This window comes from Bacillus sp. FSL K6-0255 (assembly GCF_045040725.1).
Taxonomy (GTDB): domain Bacteria; phylum Bacillota; class Bacilli; order Bacillales; family Bacillaceae; genus Bacillus; species Bacillus subtilis.
The window spans coordinates 1,132,075-1,152,236 of sequence record NZ_CP150278.1 but is presented as its reverse complement, the minus strand read 5'-3'; the positions used below and the strand labels follow the sequence as shown (position 1 = coordinate 1,152,236).

The window sequence follows — 20,162 nt, the reverse complement described above, 5'->3', positions numbered from 1 at the left end:
TATGGCGACTCGCCATAGCCTCTTATTTGACTTCAAACTGCTGAACAGCCTGAACCTGCTTGAGATTTTCCGCCCTGCCCTTAAATGTCACCTTTACCTCATAGGTTCCGGGCTCCGGGACTTCCTTCCACACATCAGAGAAATCATATGTTTCTCCAGATTCAAGCGTCAGGTTTTGAAAAGCCTGCGTAAACATTTTGTCTTTCGAATAACGGTATCTTTCTTTGTGCTCAGAATCATACACGACAAGTTCAAATTTTTGCCCTGTGCTGAATTGAAACTCAATAGCACGTTCGCTTTGGTTCTTCAGCGACATGTTAAACTTGATTTGTTCAGGCTCCTGAATTGCGTCAATAGATAAAACAACCTCTTGATTCTCCATTCCGCCTGATACCTCCTTATCGGGTTCTGTCTGCTCATCTTTCCCGCAGCCTATCAAAAGCAGCACGGGGAGGAGCATCACAAGCAGCCGTTTCACGACTTCCACCTGCTTTCGTCAGTCTTTTCTAAAGAAACCAAAAATCCCTGTCGTTTGAACGATGTTCGTAAATGCTTTCGGATCAACTTCTTTGACGATCTTTTCTAAATCGTACAGTTCATACCTCGTGATGACGATAATCATCATTTCTTTCTGTTCGTTCGTAAAAGCTCCTTTTGCCGGAACAGTTGTGATGCCGCGCACCATTTTTCCGTAAATGGCTTCCTTGATTTCGTCCGCTTTTTTCGTCACAATCATTGCCGTAAGCTTCATGTGGCGAGTGTGAATGGCGTCGATCACCCTCGTTGTCACATATAGTGTAACCAGGGTATATAATGCTTTCTCCCAACCTTGCAATAATCCTGCCGTCAAGATGATAATCCCGTTCAGAATGAAGAAATACGTGCCGACGGGTTTATCCTTCCACTTTGCAAGCACCATGGCGACGATATCAAGCCCGCCTGTCGAAGCTCCGTATTTTAATGTTAAGCCGATACCGACTGCGGAAATGACGCCGCCGAACACCGCGTTCAGCAAAATGTCATGTGACAGGCTTGTTTCCGGCAGGATCCCCATAAACAGAGTAGTGAGTGCGACACTTAAAATGCTGTACACTGTAAACGATTTGCCGACCTTCAGCCATCCTAAAATACCGACTGGAATGTTTAAGAGGAACAAGAGCGTTCCCGTCGATATGTAAAAGGGGGCATATTGATCAACGACGCTTGATAAAAGCTGGGCAACACCTGTAAATCCGCTGGCATATACATCTGCAGGTATCAAAAATAAGTTCAGCCCGGCAGCATTGAGTAAAGCGCCGATGATGACGATGAGTAATTTTTTTGTTTGATCTAGTACCATGGCATGTTCCTCCGCTCTTTCTTCTTTATTATGTTTTCCCTTAAAACAAATATTTGAACACGATTTTGGCAAATTAATATGATATAGTTGGCTTAACTCTCATGATAACGAGCGATAACGGAAAGAAGGGAAGCAATATGACAGTTCATCTCATCGCTGACAGCGCCACTGATTTGCCTCGTTCTTATTTTGAAGAAAAAGGCATTGGCTTTATTCCGCTCAGGGTTTCTCTCGGCGATAAAGAATTCGAAGATGCAGTCACAATTCATGCGGATCAAATATTTGAAGCGATGCAAAATGGAGAAACGCCTAAGACATCCCAAGCCTCACCGCAAACAATTAAAAATGTGTTTTTGCAATATGCCGAAACAGGTGATCCCGCTCTTTACATTGCCTTTTCCTCAGGTCTCTCCGGCACGTATCAGACAGCTGTAATGATCGCCAATGAAGTGAAGGAGGAATTCCCCGATTTCGATTTGCGGGTCATTGATTCCAAATGCGCTTCATTAGGATACGGTCTGGCTGTCCGGCATGCTGCCGATCTCTGTATCAACGGGAATACAATACAAGAAATTGAAACGTCTGTAAAGAACTTTTGCAGCCAGCTTGAACACATTTTTACCGTTGATGATTTAACATATCTCGCGAGGGGCGGCCGGATATCCAAAACGTCCGCTTTTGTCGGCGGCCTGTTGAATATTAAACCGCTGCTTCAGATGGAGGACGGCAAGCTTGTGCCTCTGGAAAAAATCCGCGGACAGAAGAAACTTTTCAAACGGATCATCGAGCTTATGAAAGAGCGCGGGGATGATTGGAGCAATCAAACCGTCGGGATTAGCTACGCCGCGAACAAAGAAAAAGCCACGGACATGAAACACCTGATTGAGGAAGCGTTCAAGCCGAAAGAAATCATTATGCATCCAATCAGTTCAGCAATCGGCTCGCATGCCGGCCCAGGTACATTGGCGATATTCTTTTTAAGAAAATGAGCAAACAAAAACAGTCAGACTCTGTGTCCTGACTGTTTTTGTTTGCTCATAGAATGCCGACAGCCTCATACGCCTTTTCGACTGAAACTGATTGCTTTGAGCCTTCACCGTATAAATCATTGGCAGCTTCAATCGCCGCTTGCTTCATCATGCTGAAATCTGTAGATGCCGTTACATAATATGTTAAAGCCCGATAGTAAATTTGTTCACTTGCTTCACGCCCAATCCCTTCAACCTGTACACCGTGGTGCACGCCTCCTTCTGCAAGAAGATAAGCTGCTTTATTGTGAATGGACGAATTGATATGGACTCCGCCATAATCCTCTGTTCCTGTGTAGCGGTTCGAGTAATGATCTGGATTTCCCTGCTTAGATGGGTCCTCCAATGACCGCAATGAATCTCCTGCAATACCAGGAGTATAGACATCTTCGCCGATCTCCCAATCATCACGGTCAGCCATCGCGCCCATAATGTCAGAAATGGACTCATTTAATGCACCGGGTTCTCCTTGATATAAAAGACCGGCGGAATACTGTGTGACTGCGTGTGTGATTTCATGCGCGACAATGTCGAGCGATCCAGACAGCGGCTTAAATTTCGAACCGTCTCCATCCCCGTATACCATCTGGACACCGTTCCACGCAGCATTGTTCCATTGTTTGCCGACATGCACGGTAGACGTAATCCTTGCTCCGTTTTGATCAAAAGAATCACGGCCAAATGTCTTGCTGTAATAATCGTAAACGGCTTGCGCATTTGCGTGTGCGTCTACAGCCGCAGGTTCATTAAATACGGACGTGCTGCTGACTATTTCTTTGCCCGTATACCCGATCAGTTGAGACAAAAGCGTAAACAAGGTTTCGTTCAGGTTCTTCGCATCAAATGTATTGATCCCTTTTCCCCTTGTTTCGTCAGCCAAATAAAAGCGCCCATTTTGTTCTCTGACGTCAAAGCTTTTTTCATCACCTGATACGCCGATTCCTGTACCTGCCGTTTCATGAATGGCATTAAAGGACTCAATGACCTTTCCGTTTTTGGCATCGATGAAATAATGCCAATAGCCAGGCTCAGGTTCAGATGTCGAGAGTCTCACAAGGTAGGCGAGATCATATTCACCGTCGTGTGGATAGATATATAATTCGCCTTTTGGTTCCCCATCAAGATATTCGATTTTTCCAATGGAAGCCTCGAGCTCACGCCTTGCTGCATGTATTGCTTTTTTCTCAGAAATAGACGGTGTGATGGAGACGTCCTTGATTTGCGGATGCACCTTTCCAAAGAAACTTTTCACTTGTTTGTTTTCCTTCATCGCGACCGCTTGTTCAAAGCCGTAAATCGGAATTCCTTTGTAAACCTCCGTTAATTTAAAAAACGTTTGTTTTGTCTTTGGATCCTTTATGGTTTTCGAAACACGAAAATGGCTGTTCGCATTCCCTTTGAGCTTAAACTGCGTTTGATGCTTGTCAAGATAGGAAAATAGCGATTCTTTCTGGGTTGTGTTTTGTACCGGCTTCTGCGGTGACTTTTCGATGATGTATGAAGGGGTTTGATACGTATGGTCGTATTTGATGCTTTGATCAGCTGAGGCATGTGTTACAAAAACCATTTGGGCCGCCGTGCATAAGCCGGCCAGTAATAGAGATGTCTTGGTCAGGTTGCGCAAAACACCACATCCTTCCTATTTTGGAATCTACCATTTTTCTTCATCCTATCAAAAATACAAAAACTTGTATGTGGTGCTTCGTTCTTATTTTCCCAAAAAAGAAGGGCAGAGATATTTCGCTCTGCCCTTCTTTTTCTACTCTACTAATTTTTTATTGACATAAATAATAACCCCTGCTCCATATGCCAGTATAAGCGGAGGTATGAGCTGCTCCTGACCTTGAAATGAGATAAAACTATTCAGCAAAATGAACAAACCGGAATTCAAGAAAAAGTAGCCTGCTATTCTGGCCAGCCGGTCTTTATCCCGTATACGCGCCTCGTTAAACCCAGCCAGCATCCAGGTTTGTTTTTTGATTCCGACAAAATAGGCAACCACAAAGAATAAAAGCGCGATGACAATTAATAGATAATTGATGCTGATTTCCATCTTACAGCCTCCTACAAGATTACTTGATGTTAAGAAAAAGAAAAAAAGCGGCGCAGCTTACTGCAATCAGCAGCAGGACGACAAGCGCATTGAGGAACGGGCTCAAAAGAAGCACCACTGCTAAAAACAGCAGATAAACCGCACCGACTCGCGAAATCGTAACAATCTCCTTTTGAGAGCGCATTTTGTTTTTTCTGACACCTGCAAACATCATCAATTTTTTCCGCTTCCATACATATCCGGCGAGCACCATTAAATAAACAGCCAGCGGCAGATGTCTGAAGTCGGACGGCAGCAGCGGCAGGGCGATAATCGTGACAATGAGAAGGACCGAAAGCCAGCTTTTGCCCAATAAAGACCTCCTCCTTTTCGTCTCTCCCCCATCACCCATCATCAATTCGGCAAGCTCCTTCGGATGAGAAAATTCAGATTCAACAGCTTCCTGCAGTTCCTCTTCACTAAGGCCGGCTTTGATTCTGTCTTGAACGAAAGCGGTGATATGCCCCTTTAATTCGTCGATAGCGTTTTCTCTCTCTACATCAGGCATATTCGCCAGCTCTGCATTTAGTTCCTCCATGTATCGGTCAATGATAAGCTGTCCATTCATAGCAAATCCCCCGATAAAGACAGTAAGGCTTGATGGGTTTCCAGGTATTTCTCCAGCCGTTCTTTTAACATTTCTTCTCCTTTTTGCGTCATTTTGTAATACTTTCTTTTCGGGCCGTCCAGTGAATCTTCCCAAAAAAATTCGATCCATCCCTTCTCGGTCATACGTTTCAGAATCGGATAAATCGCTCCCTCTGAAATAGCCAGCGCCGAGGTGGTTTTTAAGGATGACGTCAGCTCATAACCGTACATCGGTTTAGAACGCAGTAGGGATAGGATGGCCAGCTCGAAAATCCCTTTTCGAAATTGAACAATCCAGCGGTCATTAACTTGATTCGTTTTCATGGTTTAAATATATCGAAAAAAACACTATATATCAATCACATATAGCAGTGTAAAATGTCCTGTTTTTCCTTTTAACAAAAATGGAATTTCTCATACTTTTTAACCTTTTTATTACATAAATGTTTTTATATTATGAAAAGTGTAAAAACGATTCTTCAGGTTAAAAGGAGCAGTCGAATGCAGAAATCGATATCATTTTTTGTCATTTTTTCAATCCTTTGGGGTTCGCTATTTCTGTTTTCTATTATTGGCAGCTTAGGGACAACCCCGATTCCGCTGACAAAGGACTCCAAATTTCTCATGTCCAGCATCCTCCCTCAGGGCTGGGGCTTTTTCAGCAAAAATCCGCGTGATACTGCAATCGGCTTATATGAGGCTGAAAATGCCAGCGCCAAGGTCAGATGGCCCAATATGAGGGCTGACAACCTATTCGGCCTATATCGGTATGGGCGGTCACAAGGCGTTGAAATGGGCGTGATCTACAGCCAAGTCGGCAAGGAACAGTGGACAGCATGTAAAGAAAAGGACCTCGGCGCATGCAAAAGCAAAGCCAAAACCGTGCAATTAAAAACACCCGCTCCCCGCCCGCTGCTTTGTGGCAGCTACTATTTGACGAAAGAGGATATTGTTCCTTGGAGCTATTCTAAATACACCCCTTCGTCTTATCAGGTAAAAAGCATAGTCAAGGTTGTGATCTCATGCTCGAAAACATAAAACAGACCATCACCAGATGGGACGAAAGAAACCCGTGGACAAATGTATACGGCCTCGCGCGAAGCATCATTGCGCTATCCAGCCTGCTGACGCTGCTCATCAATCACCCGAGCCTCATTATGAAGCCAGCCAGCGGGATCAGCAGCTATCCAGCTTGTAAAATGAATCTCAGTCTCTTTTGCCTCGGCGAAAATAACTATATGATGTTAAATCTTTTCAGATGGGTCTGCATTGCCATTCTGGTGCTTGTTGTCATTGGCTGGCGCCCCAGAATCACCGGGGTTCTGCATTGGTATGTCAGTTACAGCCTGCAGTCATCGCTGATCGTCATCGACGGAGGCGAGCAGGCAGCAGCCGTCATGACCTTTTTATTGCTTCCCATCACGCTGACCGATCCGAGAAAATGGCATTGGAGCACGAGACCTGTAGAGGGCAAAAGAACACTTGGAAAAATAACAGCTTTTATTTCTTATTTTGTGATCAGAATCCAAGTGGCGGTGCTTTATTTTCACTCTACCGTCGCTAAGCTGTCTCAGCAGGAATGGGTGGACGGAACGGCCGTCTATTATTTCGCCCAGGAAAAAACCATTGGCTTTAACGGCTTTTTTCAGGCGTTAACGAAGCCAATTGTAACAAGTCCGTTCGTGGTGATTCCGACATGGGGGACGCTGCTGGTTCAAATTGTCATTTTCGCGGCGCTGTTTGCGCCGAAGAAGCATTGGAGATTGATTTTGATCATCGCTGTTTTTATGCATGAGATTTTTGCAGTCATGCTGGGCCTCATCAGTTTTTCGATTATCATGGCCGGCATTTTGATATTGTATCTCACTCCTATCGATTCCACGATTCAATTTACATATATTCGCAGACTGTTGTGGAATAAAAAACACAAGAAGGGAGAGGTTTCAGTTTGAAGAAGGCGTTTCTAGTATTTTTGTCGGTTGTATTGGTGACGACTGTGTTTTTGGTAAAGCAGCAAGAAAGTGTGGCACAGGCAAAGCAGCTTGAGTATTCAGGTGAGGAAATTTTTAAAGGCTTTGTGTTTGCCCAAGGGGAAGTTGGCAAACAGCTTCCAGAGGTCTTTAATAAAGCGATGACAGACAAACTCAACACAAAACAGGCAAAGGCTTTTGCCAATCAGGTTGTCGCTGATATTAAAAAAGAGGATGCTGACTTTTTTGATAACCTGAAGAAAGCTGTTTACAGCAAAGATGCATTGAAAGTGGATGAACTGCTGAAAAAAGCAGGTCAAATCGTTGAAGAAAAAGTAGAAGCTGCAAAGGAAATCGCCGCTTCTAAGGATGATACATCCAGAGTTCAGGCCGAGCTTGTCAACACTGTTGATACCGCTAACTATTTCTATTATGTTTCTTATGTTGCTGCAGCAGGTGCCCTGATTCTGATCATTCTCGCCATTGATATTACGCCGATTGCGATTTCAGACAATGTGGATCGCGAAATGGCAATCAGAACGCTGGTTGATGAATTAAACTAGACATAAAAAAACGGCTCGCTCCGCAGTCTGCTGCAGGCGAGCCGTTTTCATGCTATTTTTTCTCGTATGTCCATCCATTTTCCTGATACACTTTTCCGTTTTTCATCAAATGGCCCAGCGCGCGTTTAAAGGCGGCTTTGCTCATATTAAAACGTTCTCTGATATCGTCAGGCTGGCTTTTGTCACTGTATGGCATGGCACCGTTTCTCATTCTCATATACGTTAGAATGCACTCAGCATCAACTGACATTGCATCCTGTTTTCTTGGAAGCAGCGACAAGTTGACTGAACCGTCTTCTTTCACTTGAATCACCCGGCCTGTGACTCTTGAACCGAGTCTTGGCTCCTCTTTTCTTTCTGACGGGTGAATAAAACAGCGGATACCGTCATCCGTGATCACGAATGAACCCGATGCGATCAGCCTGTACACCGTACCTGTCAGCTCTTTATTCATCAGATCTTCTGAAGCGTCGGTAAACAGTTCGCTGATGATATCTTCCGGCGCTGGTTTCGCAAACATGCGCCCCCGGTTCGTCACCTTCAGCATACAGTAAAGTTTGTCCCCTTTTTGCGGCCAGACATCTTCGTACGGCGGCAAATGCTCAGTTGCGACTAGTGCGTCCTTCGATAAACCGACATCAACGAAAACGCCCATATCTTCCACTTTATCCACCACTTCAACCCAGCCATATTCATCCGCGCTGATGATCGGAATTTTCATCGTGGCCGCAAGCCTTTCCTGCTGGTCTACGTATATAAAGACTTCTACTTCGTCTCTGTCCTCGATATCCTCAGTCATTTCACTGTTATGTAAGAGAATCGTATCTTCCCCATCGGTTAAAAAGTAACCGAAGTCGGTTTGGTGATCTATACTCAAGGTTAATTGCTGCCCTGGTCTCATGCTATCGTCCTTCCTGTTCCGCTTATTCTCTGCGGATTTTGTTAACATTTTTTCCAATCATCACAAATTGATTCTTTGTTCTGTTGGAAGTTTCTCTTTATTCTACTATAATCAACACATAAGTTAAATGTTATGGAGGTTTTCATATGGCAAAAGAAAGCTCATTTGATATTGTATCCAAGGTAGAATTGCCTGAAGTGCAAAACGCAATCCAAATCGCACTGAAGGAAATCAGTACCCGATATGACTTTAAAGGCAGCAAAAGCGACATTTCTTTAGATAAAGAGGAGCTGGTCCTCGTTTCCGATGACGAATTCAAATTAAGCCAGCTGAAAGATGTGCTGGTCAGCAAATTGATTAAACGAAACGTACCGACAAAAAACATTGAGTACGGCAAGGTTGAAAACGCGTCAGGCGGAACGGTACGCCAGCGTGCAAAGCTTGTTCAAGGCATTGACAAGGACAACGCAAAAAAAATCAATACGATCATCAAAAACTCCGGACTGAAAGTAAAGTCTCAGGTGCAGGATGATCAAGTGCGTGTCACCGGAAAAAACAAAGATGACCTGCAGCAGATTATCTCAGCTGTGCGGGGAGCAGACCTGCCAATTGACGTTCAATTTATAAATTTCAGATAAATTTTCTGATTCCTATTGATTATTGTCTTTATTTTCGGTAAATTTGGAGAAAGGGAAAAACGCCAGGTATCTTTTGGCACTTCCTGACACGAAAATTTCATATCCGTTCTTATCAAGAGAAGCAGAGGGACTGGCCCGACGAAGCTTCAGCAACCGGTGTAATGGCGATCAGCCATGACCAAGGTGCTAAATCCAGCAAGCTCGAACAGCTTGGAAGATAAGAAGAGACAAAATCACTGACAAAGTCTTCTTCTTAAGAGGACTTTTTTTATTTCTCTTTTTTCCTTGCTGATGTGAATAAAGGAGGCAGACAATGGGACTTTTAGAAGATTTGCAAAGACAGGTGTTAATCGGTGACGGCGCCATGGGGACGCTCCTCTACTCCTATGGCATTGACAGGTGTTTTGAGGAGCTCAATATTTCAAAGCCGGAGGAAATTCAGCGCATACATAAAGCGTACGTTGAAGCGGGAGCCAACATTATTCAAACGAATACGTACGGGGCCAACTATATTAAATTATCCAGACACGGTCTTGAGGATGACATCAAAAAAATGAATCAGGAGGCCGTAAAGATCGCGCGGGCTTCAGCAGGCGATGCATACGTGCTTGGAACGATGGGCGGCATACGGACATTTAATAAAAATGCGTACAGTCTTGACGAAATTAAGCGCAGCTTCCGCGAGCAGTTGTATCTGCTGCTGCATGAAGAGCCGGATGGCTTACTGTTAGAAACATATTATGATTTGGAAGAAGCCCGTGAAGTGCTGAAAATCGCGCGCAAAGAGACTGATCTTCCGATTATGCTCAATGTCTCCATGCACGAGCAAGGCGTATTGCAGGACGGAACGCCGCTTTCTGACGCATTGCGCTCGATTGCGGATCTCGGAGCTGATATTGTCGGCATTAACTGCCGCCTCGGCCCTTATCACATGATTGAAGCGCTCAGCGAAGTGCCGATTTTTGATGACGTATTCTTATCCGTTTATCCGAACAGCAGCCTTCCTTCGCTTGAAGAGGGACGGCTCGTCTATGAAACAGACGACACGTATTTTCAAAACAGCGCGTCAGAATTCCGTAAGCAAGGCGCGCGGATTATCGGCGGCTGCTGCGGCACAACGCCGAATCACATCAGGGCGATGGCGGAAGCGGTTGGCGGGCTGGCTCCGATTACGGAAAAAGAAGTCAAAACCCGGGCAAAAGAATTCATTTCTGTTCATCACGAGCGAACCGAGCCCGGCCTGGATGAGATCGCGGCGAAAAAACGCTCTATTATCGTAGAACTGGACCCGCCGAAAAAACTAAGCTTTGACAAATTTCTATCGGCGGCTGCTGAATTAAAAGAAGCGGGAATCGATGCCCTGACACTCGCCGACAATTCTCTGGCGACCCCGCGGATCAGCAATGTTGCCTGCGGCGCTCTTGTCAAGCAGCAGCTCGATATGCGTTCCCTTGTCCATATTACGTGCCGTGACCGTAACATTATCGGCTTACAGTCACATTTAATGGGCCTTGATACGTTAGGGCTGAATGACGTGCTTGCGATTACAGGCGACCCTTCTAAAATCGGGGATTTTCCTGGTGCGACGTCTGTATATGATTTAACATCTTTTGATTTAATCAGGCTGATCAAACAATTCAATGAAGGTCTGTCTCTATCTGGAAAACCGCTCGGCAAGAAAACGAATTTCTCAGTTGCCGCCGCATTTAATCCTAACGTCCGCCATCTGGATAAAGCGGTAAAACGGCTTGAGAAAAAAATAGATTGCGGCGCAGATTATTTTGTTTCTCAGCCTGTCTATTCCGAGCAGCAGCTTGTCGATATCCATAACGAAACAAAACATCTGAAGACGCCGGTCTATATCGGCATCATGCCGCTGACAAGCAGCCGGAATGCCGAATTCATCCATAATGAAATTCCCGGCATTAAGCTGTCTGATACGATTCGCGAAAAAATGGCCCGTGCCGGTGAAGATAAAGAAAAGCAAAAGGCGGAAGGCCTTGCGATTGCCCGCTCCCTGCTGGATACGGCATGCGAGCTGTTTAACGGCATCTACTTGATAACGCCTTTCCTCAGATCTGACTTAACCGCTGAGCTTACTTCATATATTCAGCAAAAAGATGAGCAGCGCCAAAATATCTTTTTGCATTAATCCCTTAAAAGACTGTCTGATCCAATCGGGCGGTCTTTTTCAACGGGATTCGTGTTACGATATAGAAAAACAGTCATGAGGAGGAACATTATGCTCGAAGTCAAAACCATTTCCGCGGAAGATACATATGAAATCCGGCACCGCATTCTGCGTCCCCATCAATCCATTGAAGAATGCAAATATGAAGAGGATCATGCAAAAGGCTCCTTTCATCTCGGCGCATTTTTTGAAGGGAAGCTGATCAGCATCGCTTCTTTTTCCCCGCAAAATCAGCCATTAATAACAGAATCCCCAGCATATCGGCTGAGAGGCATGGCAACGCTTGAAGGGTATCGCGATCAAAAAGGCGGTAGCACGCTGATCAAACACGCGGAGCAGAAACTGGCAAAGAACGGCGTTCAGGCAGTCTGGTGCAATGCCAGAAGCCATGTGAAAGGCTACTATTCAAAGCTTGGCTGGGAAGAACTCGGCGAACCGTTTGAGATTCCCGGCATAGGCACACATATCATCATGTATAAAAAACTCGAAACAAGCAGGTGATCTGTATGAGGGTAATCGATGAGCTGATTAAGCTTCATGAAGAACATATCCCTAGTCTATTGCGGCTTTGCAGGCAAGCCGGGTGGCCGGATTACGGCGAACAAGAGCTGGCACTGCTTGTCCAGCAAGGACACTTTTTCGGCTATCAAAATGTCAGCGGTGATATTATTTCCTGCATCGGCTTGTTTTTGTTTGGCCGTCTTGCTTCTATCGGCCTCGTGATCGTGGACAAAGAATATCAACGGCTCGGTCTCGGCCGGCGTATGGTAAACGCCTGTATCACCCAAACAGATGAAAACACCGCCATCAGACTTTGCGCCACAAAAGAAGGTTTGCCGCTTTATGAAAAAGCAGGTTTTCATACGGCAGGTTCAGTGCGAAAGTACAGCTGTCACAGTTTTCAACCTTATACAAAAAAGCTTGATGCTGAACTGACATCCTTTAGAGAACAAGACTTTCACGACTTAACCGCGGCGGATCTGGCTGCCTTTGGCGGAGATCGATCAAACCTTTTGCAGCAGCTTATTTCTGCTTCATGCGAATGTATCATCGCCCGAAATCAGGACGGACAGCTCATTGGCTACGGACTTTCTGTACAGACACCGGCCAATTTGAAATTCGGCCCCATCATCGCTCCATCATCAGATGTTGCAGCACAGATAATTAACAGGCTGGCGGCCGGCAAACAAGGGCCGATGCGAATCGATATACCGAGTGAACACACGTCTCTGCATGACAGCCTGATAGAAATGGGATTTCGTAAAGATGATGAACCTCCGCTTTTGTTCTATCAGAAAAAAGCGCCTATTCAAAATGGACACATATATGCTTTGATTTCACAGGCTCTCGGTTAACCCTCTTTTTTCCCGAACAGGTATCTTCTGTTCGGTTTTTTGCTGTCTGATCGCTGAATAAACGAAGCCATCAGGGACATTCTAAGCAGAAGAAAAGGAGTGTGCTCTGAGATGGAATCATCAAAACAAAATAACGGAATGACGATTGTAGCAATCGGTTCAATCCCTTTAATATTAACCCTAGGAAACTCGATGCTTATTCCGATTTTGCCAAAAATGAAATCTGAACTTCATTTATCACAATTTCAAGTCAGTCTCGTGATCACAGTATTTTCCTTGATTGCAGCATTTGCGATTCCGATTGTCGGTTATCTCGCAGACCGATTCTCAAGGAAAGTCATCATTATTCCCTGCTTAATTTTGTATGGTGCCGGCGGTTTGTTAGCCGGGTTTGCGGCAGGTTTTTTTGACAATGCCTACCCTTGGGTCATGGCAGGACGAGCGTTACAGGGAATCGGGGCAGCCGGAACCGGCCCAATTGCCATGGCACTGACGGGAGATCTGTTTAAAGGCGCCCAGGAGAGCAAGGTGCTCGGCCTTGTTGAAGCTTCAAACGGCATGGGGAAAGTGCTATCGCCGATCATTGGCTCGCTGATCGCCCTGCTTGTCTGGTATGGCGCGTTTTTTGCCTTTCCTGTGTTTTGTATCATTTCGATCGTACTGACTTGGATTTTTATTAAAGAAAAGAAAAAGGAAAAAGAACCGCCACCAATCGGAAAATATGCAAAAGGGCTGTTAAGTGTCTTTAAACATGAAGGCAGATGGCTGTTTACCGCTTATTTAGCCGGTGCGACCTGTTTGTTTACTTTATTCGGCATCCTGTTTTATCTCTCAGATGTTCTTGAAAAAACATACGACACCGACGGCGTGAAAAAAGGCTTAATTTTAGCGATCCCGCTTTTGGTTATGTGTGTGACGTCCTACACAACAGGAAGCAAAATCGGGCAAAAGCAATCGTTAATGAAAAAGCTGATCGTACTTGGATTGGCGTTCATGACCGTATCCTACGCGGCACTGTCATTCATTGAAAATCTTGTCCTTTTTATCAGTGTTCTTGTACTGAGCAGTATAGGCTCAGGTCTTGTCCTTCCTTGTGTGAACAGTTTCATTACCGGGGCTGTCGGCAAAGAAAGACGGGGATTTGTCACCTCGCTGTACGGCTCTGTACGTTTCTTAGGGGTAGCGATCGGTCCTCCGATTTTCGGCCGCCTGATGCAATGGTCCAGACCCGGCATGTTTTTAAGCATCGCGGGATTGACTCTCGTTGTCGGGATTCTTGTGATGATGCTCATCCATGTGAAGCAAAACAATGAAGAAACAAAAGAAAAAGAAGACCCTAAAATGGCTGGCAATCGGCTCCAGCCCGCTGAGGAAAGGTAGCACCCAGTGTGAAAATTGTACGGATTGAAACCTTTCCGCTATTTCACCGATTAGATAATCCATACGGAGATGCCAATGGGTTTAAACGATATCGGACTTGTTATCTCATCAGGATTATCACCGAAAGCGGGATAGACGGCTGGGGAGAATGCGTTGATTGGCTCCCTGCTCTCCATGTCGGTTTTACGAAGCGGATCATCCCATTTCTATTAGGAAAACAGGCTGGCAGCCGCCTGTCATTAGTGCGCACGATTCAAAAATGGCACCAGCGGGCGGCCTCCGCTGTAAGCATGGCGCTGACAGAGATTGCAGCCAAAGCTGCGGATTGTTCGGTTTGCGAATTATGGGGCGGGCGATACAGAGAGGAGATTCCTGTGTACGCGTCTTTTCAATCGTACTCAGACTCCCCGCAATGGATCAGCCGCTCAGTCTCCAATGTTGAAGCCCAGTTGAAAAAAGGTTTTGAGCAAATCAAAGTCAAAATTGGCGGGACTTCATTCAAGGAGGATGTCCGGCACATCAATGCGCTGCAGCATACAGCAGGCAGCTCCATTACGATGATTCTGGACGCAAACCAAAGCTACGATGCCGCTGCGGCTTTTAAATGGGAGCGCTATTTCTCCGAATGGACGAACATTGGCTGGCTTGAGGAGCCTTTGCCCTTTGATCAGCCGCAGGATTACGCTATGATTCGAAGCCGTTTGTCTGTTCCTGTTGCCGGCGGAGAAAACATGAAAGGCCCGGCGCAATATGTGCCTCTCCTTTCACAGCGCTGTTTGGATATCATTCAGCCCGATGTCATGCATGTCAACGGAATTGATGAGTTTCGGGACTGCCTCCAGCTCGCGCGTTATTTCGGCGTCAGAGCATCCGCCCATGCATATGACGGATCGCTCTCACGGCTCTATGCTTTATTTGCACAAGCCTGTCTGCCCCCATGGTCTAAAATGAAGAACGATCACATTGAACCGATCGAGTGGGACGTCATGGAGAATCCTTTTACAGATCTCGTCAGCCTGCAGCCTTCAAAAGGAATGGTCCACATCCCGAAAGGAAAAGGCATTGGCACAGAGATCAATATGGAGATCGTCAATCGCTACAAGTGGGATGGCTCAGCCTATTAAGCTGGGCCATTTCTTTATTTTGAGACATAAATAATGGACAGCCTCATAAAATGAAAACAGCGGACAAGTCTTTTCATAAAGGAGCAAATGACTTAATGGCTGAACTGCTGATGAAAGCAAAACTTACGTTTATGATTGTCGTAGGCGGCGTACTACAGGGACTCGGCATGTCCTTGTTTTTATTTCCGCATGATATTCCGACAGGCGGTGCAGCAGGTATTGCGGTGCTATTGCATTATCTGTTTCAAATCCCCCACGGATTTTCAGTGTGGGCTGTGAATGTATCAATGCTTTTTACCGCTTTAAAATGGCTGGAGATGAGAACATTCACCGGCACCCTCGCTTCTATCACCGTCACCTCTGTCTCGGTATTGATCTTTGATGCAGTTTTTCCTGATATCACATCTAACCTGTGGCTTGATCTGGCAAGCGGCGCAGTGTTATTGGGACTCGGAATCGGACTTTTATACAAATATAAAATTTCGAACGGAGGATTCGGAGCCCTTGCTCTGATGATTTCTATCTACCGCGGCGGGAATCCTGGAACGATCCTGCTCATCATGAATTGCATCATTTTTATGGTCACCGCGTCTATTATTGACTGGGGCATCGTCATTCAAGCCCTCATATGCCAGGTGATATCGACAAGAGTCATCGACTTCATCTACAACATCCGCCTGACCTCACTTCCCTATCTCACGCCTATGTACCGCCATAAAAAATAATAGGCAGAGGCTCTCTTCACGACGAGAGCCCCGCAGCCGCTATTTTACAGAAAAAAGGTATCGGATCTTAGCCCTAAACGCAGCGTTTCCAACGCGATGGCATCATGAAATGGAATATTGGCCAGATTCACATTCGGCCCGATTTTTTGAATAAACCCTTGCTGAAGCGTTTTGTTAGGCGCTTCAAAAATCAGCCTGTTGATATCAATATCCGAGGAAATGATGTCGTCAACAATTTGAAACCTGACATCGCCGCTGCTGGAACAGATCCCTCCCGTTCCGCTTTCTCTGGCTTCTGTAATCACTTTTTCCGCGCCCGCTTCCATATCCTCAACGATATATTCAAGCCATTCCTCAGAGCTTTGCCGGCTTGCTAATTCCGCATCCTTGCTGCCCACCTCACTGAGCACAAGAAATTCATCAGAAAAATCGGCAATGTAAGCCGCTTTCTCTTTATTTGTCATCGGGAGCGTACCGTTTGAAATCTCAATATATTCACAGCCGAAATAGGTGCAGTACCGATGAAATTCATTCACTTTTTTCTGGCTTACGTACTTTTCAAACAGTGTGCCGCCAAAGAAAAATGTAATGTCATGTTCTTTCAGTGTGCTGATTTTTTCTTCAAGATCTTTCGTAAGTAATGATGTGCCCCAGCCGAATTTCACAAAATCAATATAGTCGGACGCTCCGGCTATCGCATCTTTGAAAAATTGCAAGGGATAGCCGTTATCAATTAAAATGGACTGCCCGGTTTCTCTCGGCTTGTTTGTTCTCACTGGCAATTCTAGTGAAAAATCATTCATATTATGACCCTCTCTATCGTTGGAACTTCTCCATCTTGTTTCACTTTCATCACGAAATCGCCCGTCAGTTCTTTTGTACAGTAAACGATGTCTTCCGGATCAAACAATGGCTGGCGGCTGTCAAAAAACTTCTCCGCAACAGAAGAGCGTTTTATTCTTTCAATCGCCTCCGCAGCCGTTACCGCATTTGTCCCTTCAATGATGCCTTTGATATACTCCGCACACGCCATATCGTCATCACCGGATGGATGGGAAGCCACAATGTTTATGACACAATCGTTTGCGGCGAGCTTTTTCACATGCTGTGCCGTTGTTTTGGCATTGGAAAATCCAGTTACGAACAGATGCTTTGCGTTCAGCGCCCCCAATGCTGCTGTGACGCCGTTTGTTGTTTTCTGGATCAGGCTTTTATCCGCCATATTCTGCACAGCCATGCGCTTTGGAGAATTATCTAAATCAAATCCGCTGATACCGACCCCCTTTTCCTCTCCCGTCAATACATAATCCGGATAGGTGTCTTTCAGCGCAAAGGCTTCATCAGCTGTCCGGACCAACAAAATCTCTTTCGCCCCGCCGATAAACGCATAATGGGCGACCGTAAATGCTCTGATGACATCAATGACGATGTTAATATCAGCCGGGGCAAGCGAATGATGATGCCCCTGATAAATGGCAATCGGCATACTACCTCTCCTTGGGCATAAAACCATTTTGCTAAAAAGCATATTCAGCCGGGCTCTTAATGGTTCCGCACCTCATTTTAGGCGGGCGCAGCCCCTAAAAACCCTGAACCTTTATGCAAAAAATGAATAGTCTGCCTATAACTCGATCAATAGATAAAAAAAGCAGATGCAAACGGGGGGAAAACATTGAACGAAACCATCACATATGACACATGGAACGACATGCTGTCCAAACGGATAACGGATCAATTGATCGATGAGCTCGATGTGTTGAAATGGGCTTACCGAACGTACGGAGAAAAGATTGTGTACGCCTGCAGCTTTGGCGCAGAAGGAATGGTGCTTCTCGACTTAATATCAAAAATCAACAAAAATGCACACATCATCTTTTTGGATACCGGGCTTCATTTTCAGGAAACATATGAGCTGATCGAGACCGTCAAAGAACGATATCCGGGATTTGCAATCCAGATGCTCGAACCCGAGCTGAGCTTAACAGAACAGGGGACGAAGTACGGCGGAGAGCTGTGGAAGCATAACCCGAACCTCTGCTGCCAATTGCGGAAAATCGAACCGCTCAAAAAGCACCTGTCCGGCATGACAGCTTGGATTTCAGGACTGCGCCGGGATCAGTCACCAACGAGAAAGCATATTCAATACGTAAACCTGGACCAGAAGTTTGAGCTCATCAAAATTTGCCCGCTCATCCACTGGACATGGGATGACGTTTGGACGTACATCCGCCTGCACAATTTGCCTTATAACAAACTGCACGATCAACATTACCCGAGCATAGGCTGTGAAATGTGTACATTGCCTTCCCCGGACCCGAACGATGAGAGGGCTGGAAGATGGGCCGGACGGGAGAAAACAGAATGCGGCCTGCATCAGGAATAGCGGACGGCAGGTTCTGGCTATGAGAGTCGAAATGATGTTGAGGCGCTGATGTCAAACTTTCATTAACTGCAGCAAAGAAAACAAGGAAACGTATAAATGGAGGTTGAACACGTTGAATGGAAACGAACCCCACGGAGGGGTATTAATCAACCGTTGTGATCACGCATGCCATTTTGAAGGGTGCACGTGCGAAGCGGAGCTGGATCAGCTTGCACTGAGCGACCTGGAGCTTATTGCGATCGGAGGCTACAGCCCGTTAACAGGTTTTTTGGGAGAAAAAGATTATCATTCCGTTGTGAAAGAGATGAGGCTGGCAAACGGCTTGCCGTGGAGCCTGCCGATTACGCTGCCTGTCGGAGAAAAAACAGCAAGACAGCTGTCTGCCGGAGATCACGTCAAGCTTGTGAAAGACGGTGTTACCTACGGCATGATCACAGTCACCGATATATACCATCCTGATAAAACACAAGAAGCACTTTCTGTTTTTAAAACAAACGATCCTGCCCACCCAGGCGTAAAAAAATTGCTGGCGCGCCCGGATTACTATATCGGAGGGCCTATCACGGTCAGCCGCCTGCCTGACAAATCTTTCGAACAGTTTTATGCAACGCCCGCTGAAACAAGAGCCGCCTTTAAAAAACTCGGCTGGAAGACGATTGTCGGCTTTCAAACCAGGAACCCTGTTCACAGAGCGCATGAATACATTCAAAAAACAGCGTTAGAAACGGTCGACGGTCTGCTGCTTCACCCGCTTGTCGGAGAAACAAAGTCAGACGATATCCCCAGCGATATCAGAATGGAGAGCTATCAGGCTTTGCTTAATCACTATTATCCAAAGGATCGTGTCATGTTATCGGTTTTCCCTGCCGCCATGCGTTATGCAGGTCCGCGGGAAGCGATTTTCCATGCGCTCGTCCGAAAAAATTACGGCTGCACCCATTTTATTGTAGGCCGTGATCACGCGGGTGTCGGCAGCTACTATGGAACATACGACGCCCAAAATATTTTTCAATCATTCACAGAGGAAGAGCTGGGCATCAAGCCGCTGTTTTTTGAGCACAGCTTTTATTGCCGAAAATGCGGAAACATGGGCACCTCCAAAACATGTCCGCACAGCCCGAGAGACCACATCCACTTATCAGGCACAAAAGTGAGAGAGCTTCTCCGCCAAGGCAAAAAGCCGCCTAAAGAATTCAGCCGGCCTGAGGTCGCAGCCGTGCTGATCAAGGGACTTCACCAACAGCCTGTTGCCATCAAGCAAAACAGCGGGGAATTGCAATGACACACAATCCGAACATCATTTGGCATCCCGCTGCCATCTCAAAGTCTGACAGACAGTCCTTAAACGGACACAAAAGCTGCGTCCTCTGGTTTACAGGTTTGTCCGGCTCCGGAAAATCGGTGCTGGCCAATGCAGTCGATGAAAAGCTTTACCGCAAGGGCATTCAGAGCTACGTGCTTGACGGTGATAATATCCGCCACGGCTTAAACAAAGATCTTGGATTTCAGACTGGTGACAGGATTGAAAACATCCGCCGGATCGGGGAAGTGGCGAAGCTGTTTGTCGACAGCGGGCAAATGATTTTAACGGCTTTTATTTCTCCATTCAGAGAGGATCGGGACATGGTTAGAGCGCTCTTTCCTAAAGGTGAGTTCTTCGAAATTTATGTGAAGTGCCCGCTGCATGTTTGTGAACAGCGCGATCCAAAAGGGCTTTATAAAAAAGCGCGAAACGGAGAGATCAAACATTTCACCGGGATCGATTCTCCGTATGAAGCGCCGCTTTCACCCGATTTCATCATTGAGTCTGACCAGACCTCTATTTCCGATGGAGCTGATTTCATCATTAACGCACTGCAAAACAGAGGAATTATATAAAAAACCC

General features: G+C 45.9%; 23 protein-coding genes and 1 riboswitch. Of the genes, 14 read left to right on the top strand and 9 right to left on the bottom strand.

The genetic code is table 11. The features are described 5' to 3' along the window. Positions 1 to 22 precede the first annotated feature (22 nt). Together MHB62_RS05910 and MHB62_RS05905 are read right to left on the bottom strand one after the other, a co-directional pair. The gene (locus MHB62_RS05910) at positions 23 to 478 is read right to left on the bottom strand and encodes a BsuPI-related putative proteinase inhibitor (protein WP_014479419.1); all 456 of its coding nucleotides are present in this window, start codon (positions 476 to 478) and stop codon (positions 23 to 25) included. Positions 479 to 496: 18 nt separating this feature from the next. Then, positions 497 to 1,339, bottom strand: a complete 843-nt coding sequence (locus tag MHB62_RS05905) for a YitT family protein (protein WP_003245017.1) — start codon at positions 1,337 to 1,339, stop codon at positions 497 to 499. A 137-nt stretch (positions 1,340 to 1,476) separates the two neighbouring features. Between MHB62_RS05905 and MHB62_RS05900 the strand changes: the two genes are divergently transcribed. After that, positions 1,477 to 2,328 carry a DegV family protein gene (locus MHB62_RS05900; RefSeq protein WP_003245785.1) on the top strand — a complete coding sequence of 284 codons (852 nt, stop codon included), beginning with the start codon at positions 1,477 to 1,479 and terminating at the stop codon, positions 2,326 to 2,328. A 46-nt stretch (positions 2,329 to 2,374) separates the two neighbouring features. Here the strand turns inward: MHB62_RS05900 and nprB are convergent, their stop codons facing one another. The 4 genes from nprB to MHB62_RS05880 all read right to left on the bottom strand — a co-directional run bounded on the left by nprB (position 2,375) and on the right by MHB62_RS05880 (position 5,371). Then, positions 2,375 to 3,991: a neutral protease NprB gene (gene nprB, locus MHB62_RS05895; RefSeq protein ID WP_019712362.1), complete on the bottom strand. Its 1,617-nt coding sequence runs from the start codon at positions 3,989 to 3,991 to the stop codon at positions 2,375 to 2,377. A gap of 135 nt (positions 3,992 to 4,126) precedes the next feature. Continuing rightward, positions 4,127 to 4,420, bottom strand: a complete 294-nt coding sequence (locus MHB62_RS05890) for a DUF3784 domain-containing protein (protein WP_003233021.1) — start codon at positions 4,418 to 4,420, stop codon at positions 4,127 to 4,129. Positions 4,421 to 4,439: 19 nt separating this feature from the next. Continuing rightward, positions 4,440 to 5,027 (bottom strand): HAAS signaling domain-containing protein, encoded by a 588-nt coding sequence (locus MHB62_RS05885; protein ID WP_015715661.1) that lies wholly within the window; start codon positions 5,025 to 5,027, stop codon positions 4,440 to 4,442. After that, positions 5,024 to 5,371: a PadR family transcriptional regulator gene (locus tag MHB62_RS05880; protein ID WP_003245674.1), complete on the bottom strand. Its 348-nt coding sequence runs from the start codon at positions 5,369 to 5,371 to the stop codon at positions 5,024 to 5,026. Before MHB62_RS05880 ends, MHB62_RS05885 begins: the two co-directional genes overlap by 4 nt. 177 nt (positions 5,372 to 5,548) lie before the next feature. On the opposite strand from MHB62_RS05880, the gene MHB62_RS05875 reads away from it, so the two are divergent. The 3 genes from MHB62_RS05875 to MHB62_RS05865 are packed head-to-tail and all read left to right on the top strand — an operon-like array spanning position 5,549 to position 7,580. Beyond that, entirely contained in the window at positions 5,549 to 6,085 is a 537-nt protein-coding gene (locus tag MHB62_RS05875; RefSeq protein WP_003245405.1) for an SdpA family antimicrobial peptide system protein, read from the top strand. Continuing rightward, the gene (locus tag MHB62_RS05870) at positions 6,070 to 6,999 is read left to right on the top strand and encodes a sporulation-delaying protein SdpB family protein (protein WP_015715660.1); all 930 of its coding nucleotides are present in this window, start codon (positions 6,070 to 6,072) and stop codon (positions 6,997 to 6,999) included. The genes MHB62_RS05875 and MHB62_RS05870 overlap by 16 nt, the downstream gene beginning before the upstream one ends. Then, a complete protein-coding gene (locus tag MHB62_RS05865) occupies positions 6,996 to 7,580 on the top strand; it encodes a sporulation delaying protein family toxin (protein ID WP_003244950.1) in 585 nt (194 codons plus the stop codon). Before MHB62_RS05870 ends, MHB62_RS05865 begins: the two co-directional genes overlap by 4 nt. A 52-nt stretch (positions 7,581 to 7,632) precedes the next feature. Here MHB62_RS05865 and MHB62_RS05860 read toward each other — a convergent pair whose 3' ends face one another. Then, a complete protein-coding gene (locus MHB62_RS05860) occupies positions 7,633 to 8,529 on the bottom strand; it encodes a S1 RNA-binding domain-containing protein (RefSeq protein ID WP_010886474.1) in 897 nt (298 codons plus the stop codon). A 98-nt stretch (positions 8,530 to 8,627) separates the two neighbouring features. On the opposite strand from MHB62_RS05860, the gene MHB62_RS05855 reads away from it, so the two are divergent. The 7 genes from MHB62_RS05855 (at position 8,628) to MHB62_RS05825 (ending at position 15,894) form a co-directional block, all read left to right on the top strand. Then, entirely contained in the window at positions 8,628 to 9,119 is a 492-nt protein-coding gene (locus MHB62_RS05855; RefSeq protein WP_014479415.1) for a YajQ family cyclic di-GMP-binding protein, read from the top strand. A 106-nt stretch (positions 9,120 to 9,225) separates the two neighbouring features. After that, a riboswitch (SAM riboswitch) is annotated at positions 9,226 to 9,343 on the top strand. An 89-nt stretch (positions 9,344 to 9,432) separates the two neighbouring features. After that, entirely contained in the window at positions 9,433 to 11,271 is a 1,839-nt protein-coding gene (locus MHB62_RS05850; protein ID WP_032721324.1) for a bifunctional homocysteine S-methyltransferase/methylenetetrahydrofolate reductase, read from the top strand. 90 nt (positions 11,272 to 11,361) lie between these two features. Beyond that, positions 11,362 to 11,811 carry a GNAT family N-acetyltransferase gene (locus MHB62_RS05845; RefSeq protein ID WP_032721323.1) on the top strand — a complete coding sequence of 150 codons (450 nt, stop codon included), beginning with the start codon at positions 11,362 to 11,364 and terminating at the stop codon, positions 11,809 to 11,811. A 5-nt stretch (positions 11,812 to 11,816) separates the two neighbouring features. Next, positions 11,817 to 12,665, top strand: a complete 849-nt coding sequence (locus tag MHB62_RS05840; protein ID WP_032721320.1) for a GNAT family N-acetyltransferase — start codon at positions 11,817 to 11,819, stop codon at positions 12,663 to 12,665. 111 nt (positions 12,666 to 12,776) lie between these two features. Further along, on the top strand, positions 12,777 to 14,045 hold the full coding sequence (locus tag MHB62_RS05835) for an MFS transporter (protein ID WP_003233041.1): 1,269 nt from the start codon (positions 12,777 to 12,779) through the stop codon (positions 14,043 to 14,045). 8 nt (positions 14,046 to 14,053) lie between these two features. Next, positions 14,054 to 15,169: a mandelate racemase/muconate lactonizing enzyme family protein gene (locus MHB62_RS05830; protein ID WP_032721319.1), complete on the top strand. Its 1,116-nt coding sequence runs from the start codon at positions 14,054 to 14,056 to the stop codon at positions 15,167 to 15,169. A 95-nt stretch (positions 15,170 to 15,264) separates the two neighbouring features. After that, complete coding sequence (locus MHB62_RS05825; RefSeq protein WP_009966972.1) at positions 15,265 to 15,894, top strand: YitT family protein; 630 nt, start codon at positions 15,265 to 15,267, stop codon at positions 15,892 to 15,894. Between the two features lie 44 nt (positions 15,895 to 15,938). Here the strand turns inward: MHB62_RS05825 and MHB62_RS05820 are convergent, their stop codons facing one another. Continuing rightward, positions 15,939 to 16,697 (bottom strand): phosphosulfolactate synthase, encoded by a 759-nt coding sequence (locus MHB62_RS05820; protein ID WP_003233048.1) that lies wholly within the window; start codon positions 16,695 to 16,697, stop codon positions 15,939 to 15,941. Then, positions 16,694 to 17,380 (bottom strand): 2-phosphosulfolactate phosphatase, encoded by a 687-nt coding sequence (locus MHB62_RS05815; protein ID WP_032721316.1) that lies wholly within the window; start codon positions 17,378 to 17,380, stop codon positions 16,694 to 16,696. The genes MHB62_RS05820 and MHB62_RS05815 overlap by 4 nt, the downstream gene beginning before the upstream one ends. A 186-nt stretch (positions 17,381 to 17,566) precedes the next feature. Here MHB62_RS05815 and MHB62_RS05810 point away from each other — a divergent pair, with 186 nt between their 5' ends. The 3 genes from MHB62_RS05810 to cysC all read left to right on the top strand — a co-directional run bounded on the left by MHB62_RS05810 (position 17,567) and on the right by cysC (position 20,155). Continuing rightward, complete coding sequence (locus tag MHB62_RS05810) at positions 17,567 to 18,277, top strand: phosphoadenylyl-sulfate reductase (protein WP_015715655.1); 711 nt, start codon at positions 17,567 to 17,569, stop codon at positions 18,275 to 18,277. 112 nt (positions 18,278 to 18,389) lie between these two features. After that, entirely contained in the window at positions 18,390 to 19,559 is a 1,170-nt protein-coding gene (gene sat, locus MHB62_RS05805; RefSeq protein ID WP_015715654.1) for a sulfate adenylyltransferase, read from the top strand. Next, positions 19,556 to 20,155, top strand: coding sequence for an adenylyl-sulfate kinase (cysC, locus tag MHB62_RS05800; RefSeq protein WP_032721314.1), 600 nt, complete (start codon positions 19,556 to 19,558; stop codon positions 20,153 to 20,155). Before sat ends, cysC begins: the two co-directional genes overlap by 4 nt. The last annotated feature ends 7 nt before the right edge of the window (positions 20,156 to 20,162 follow it).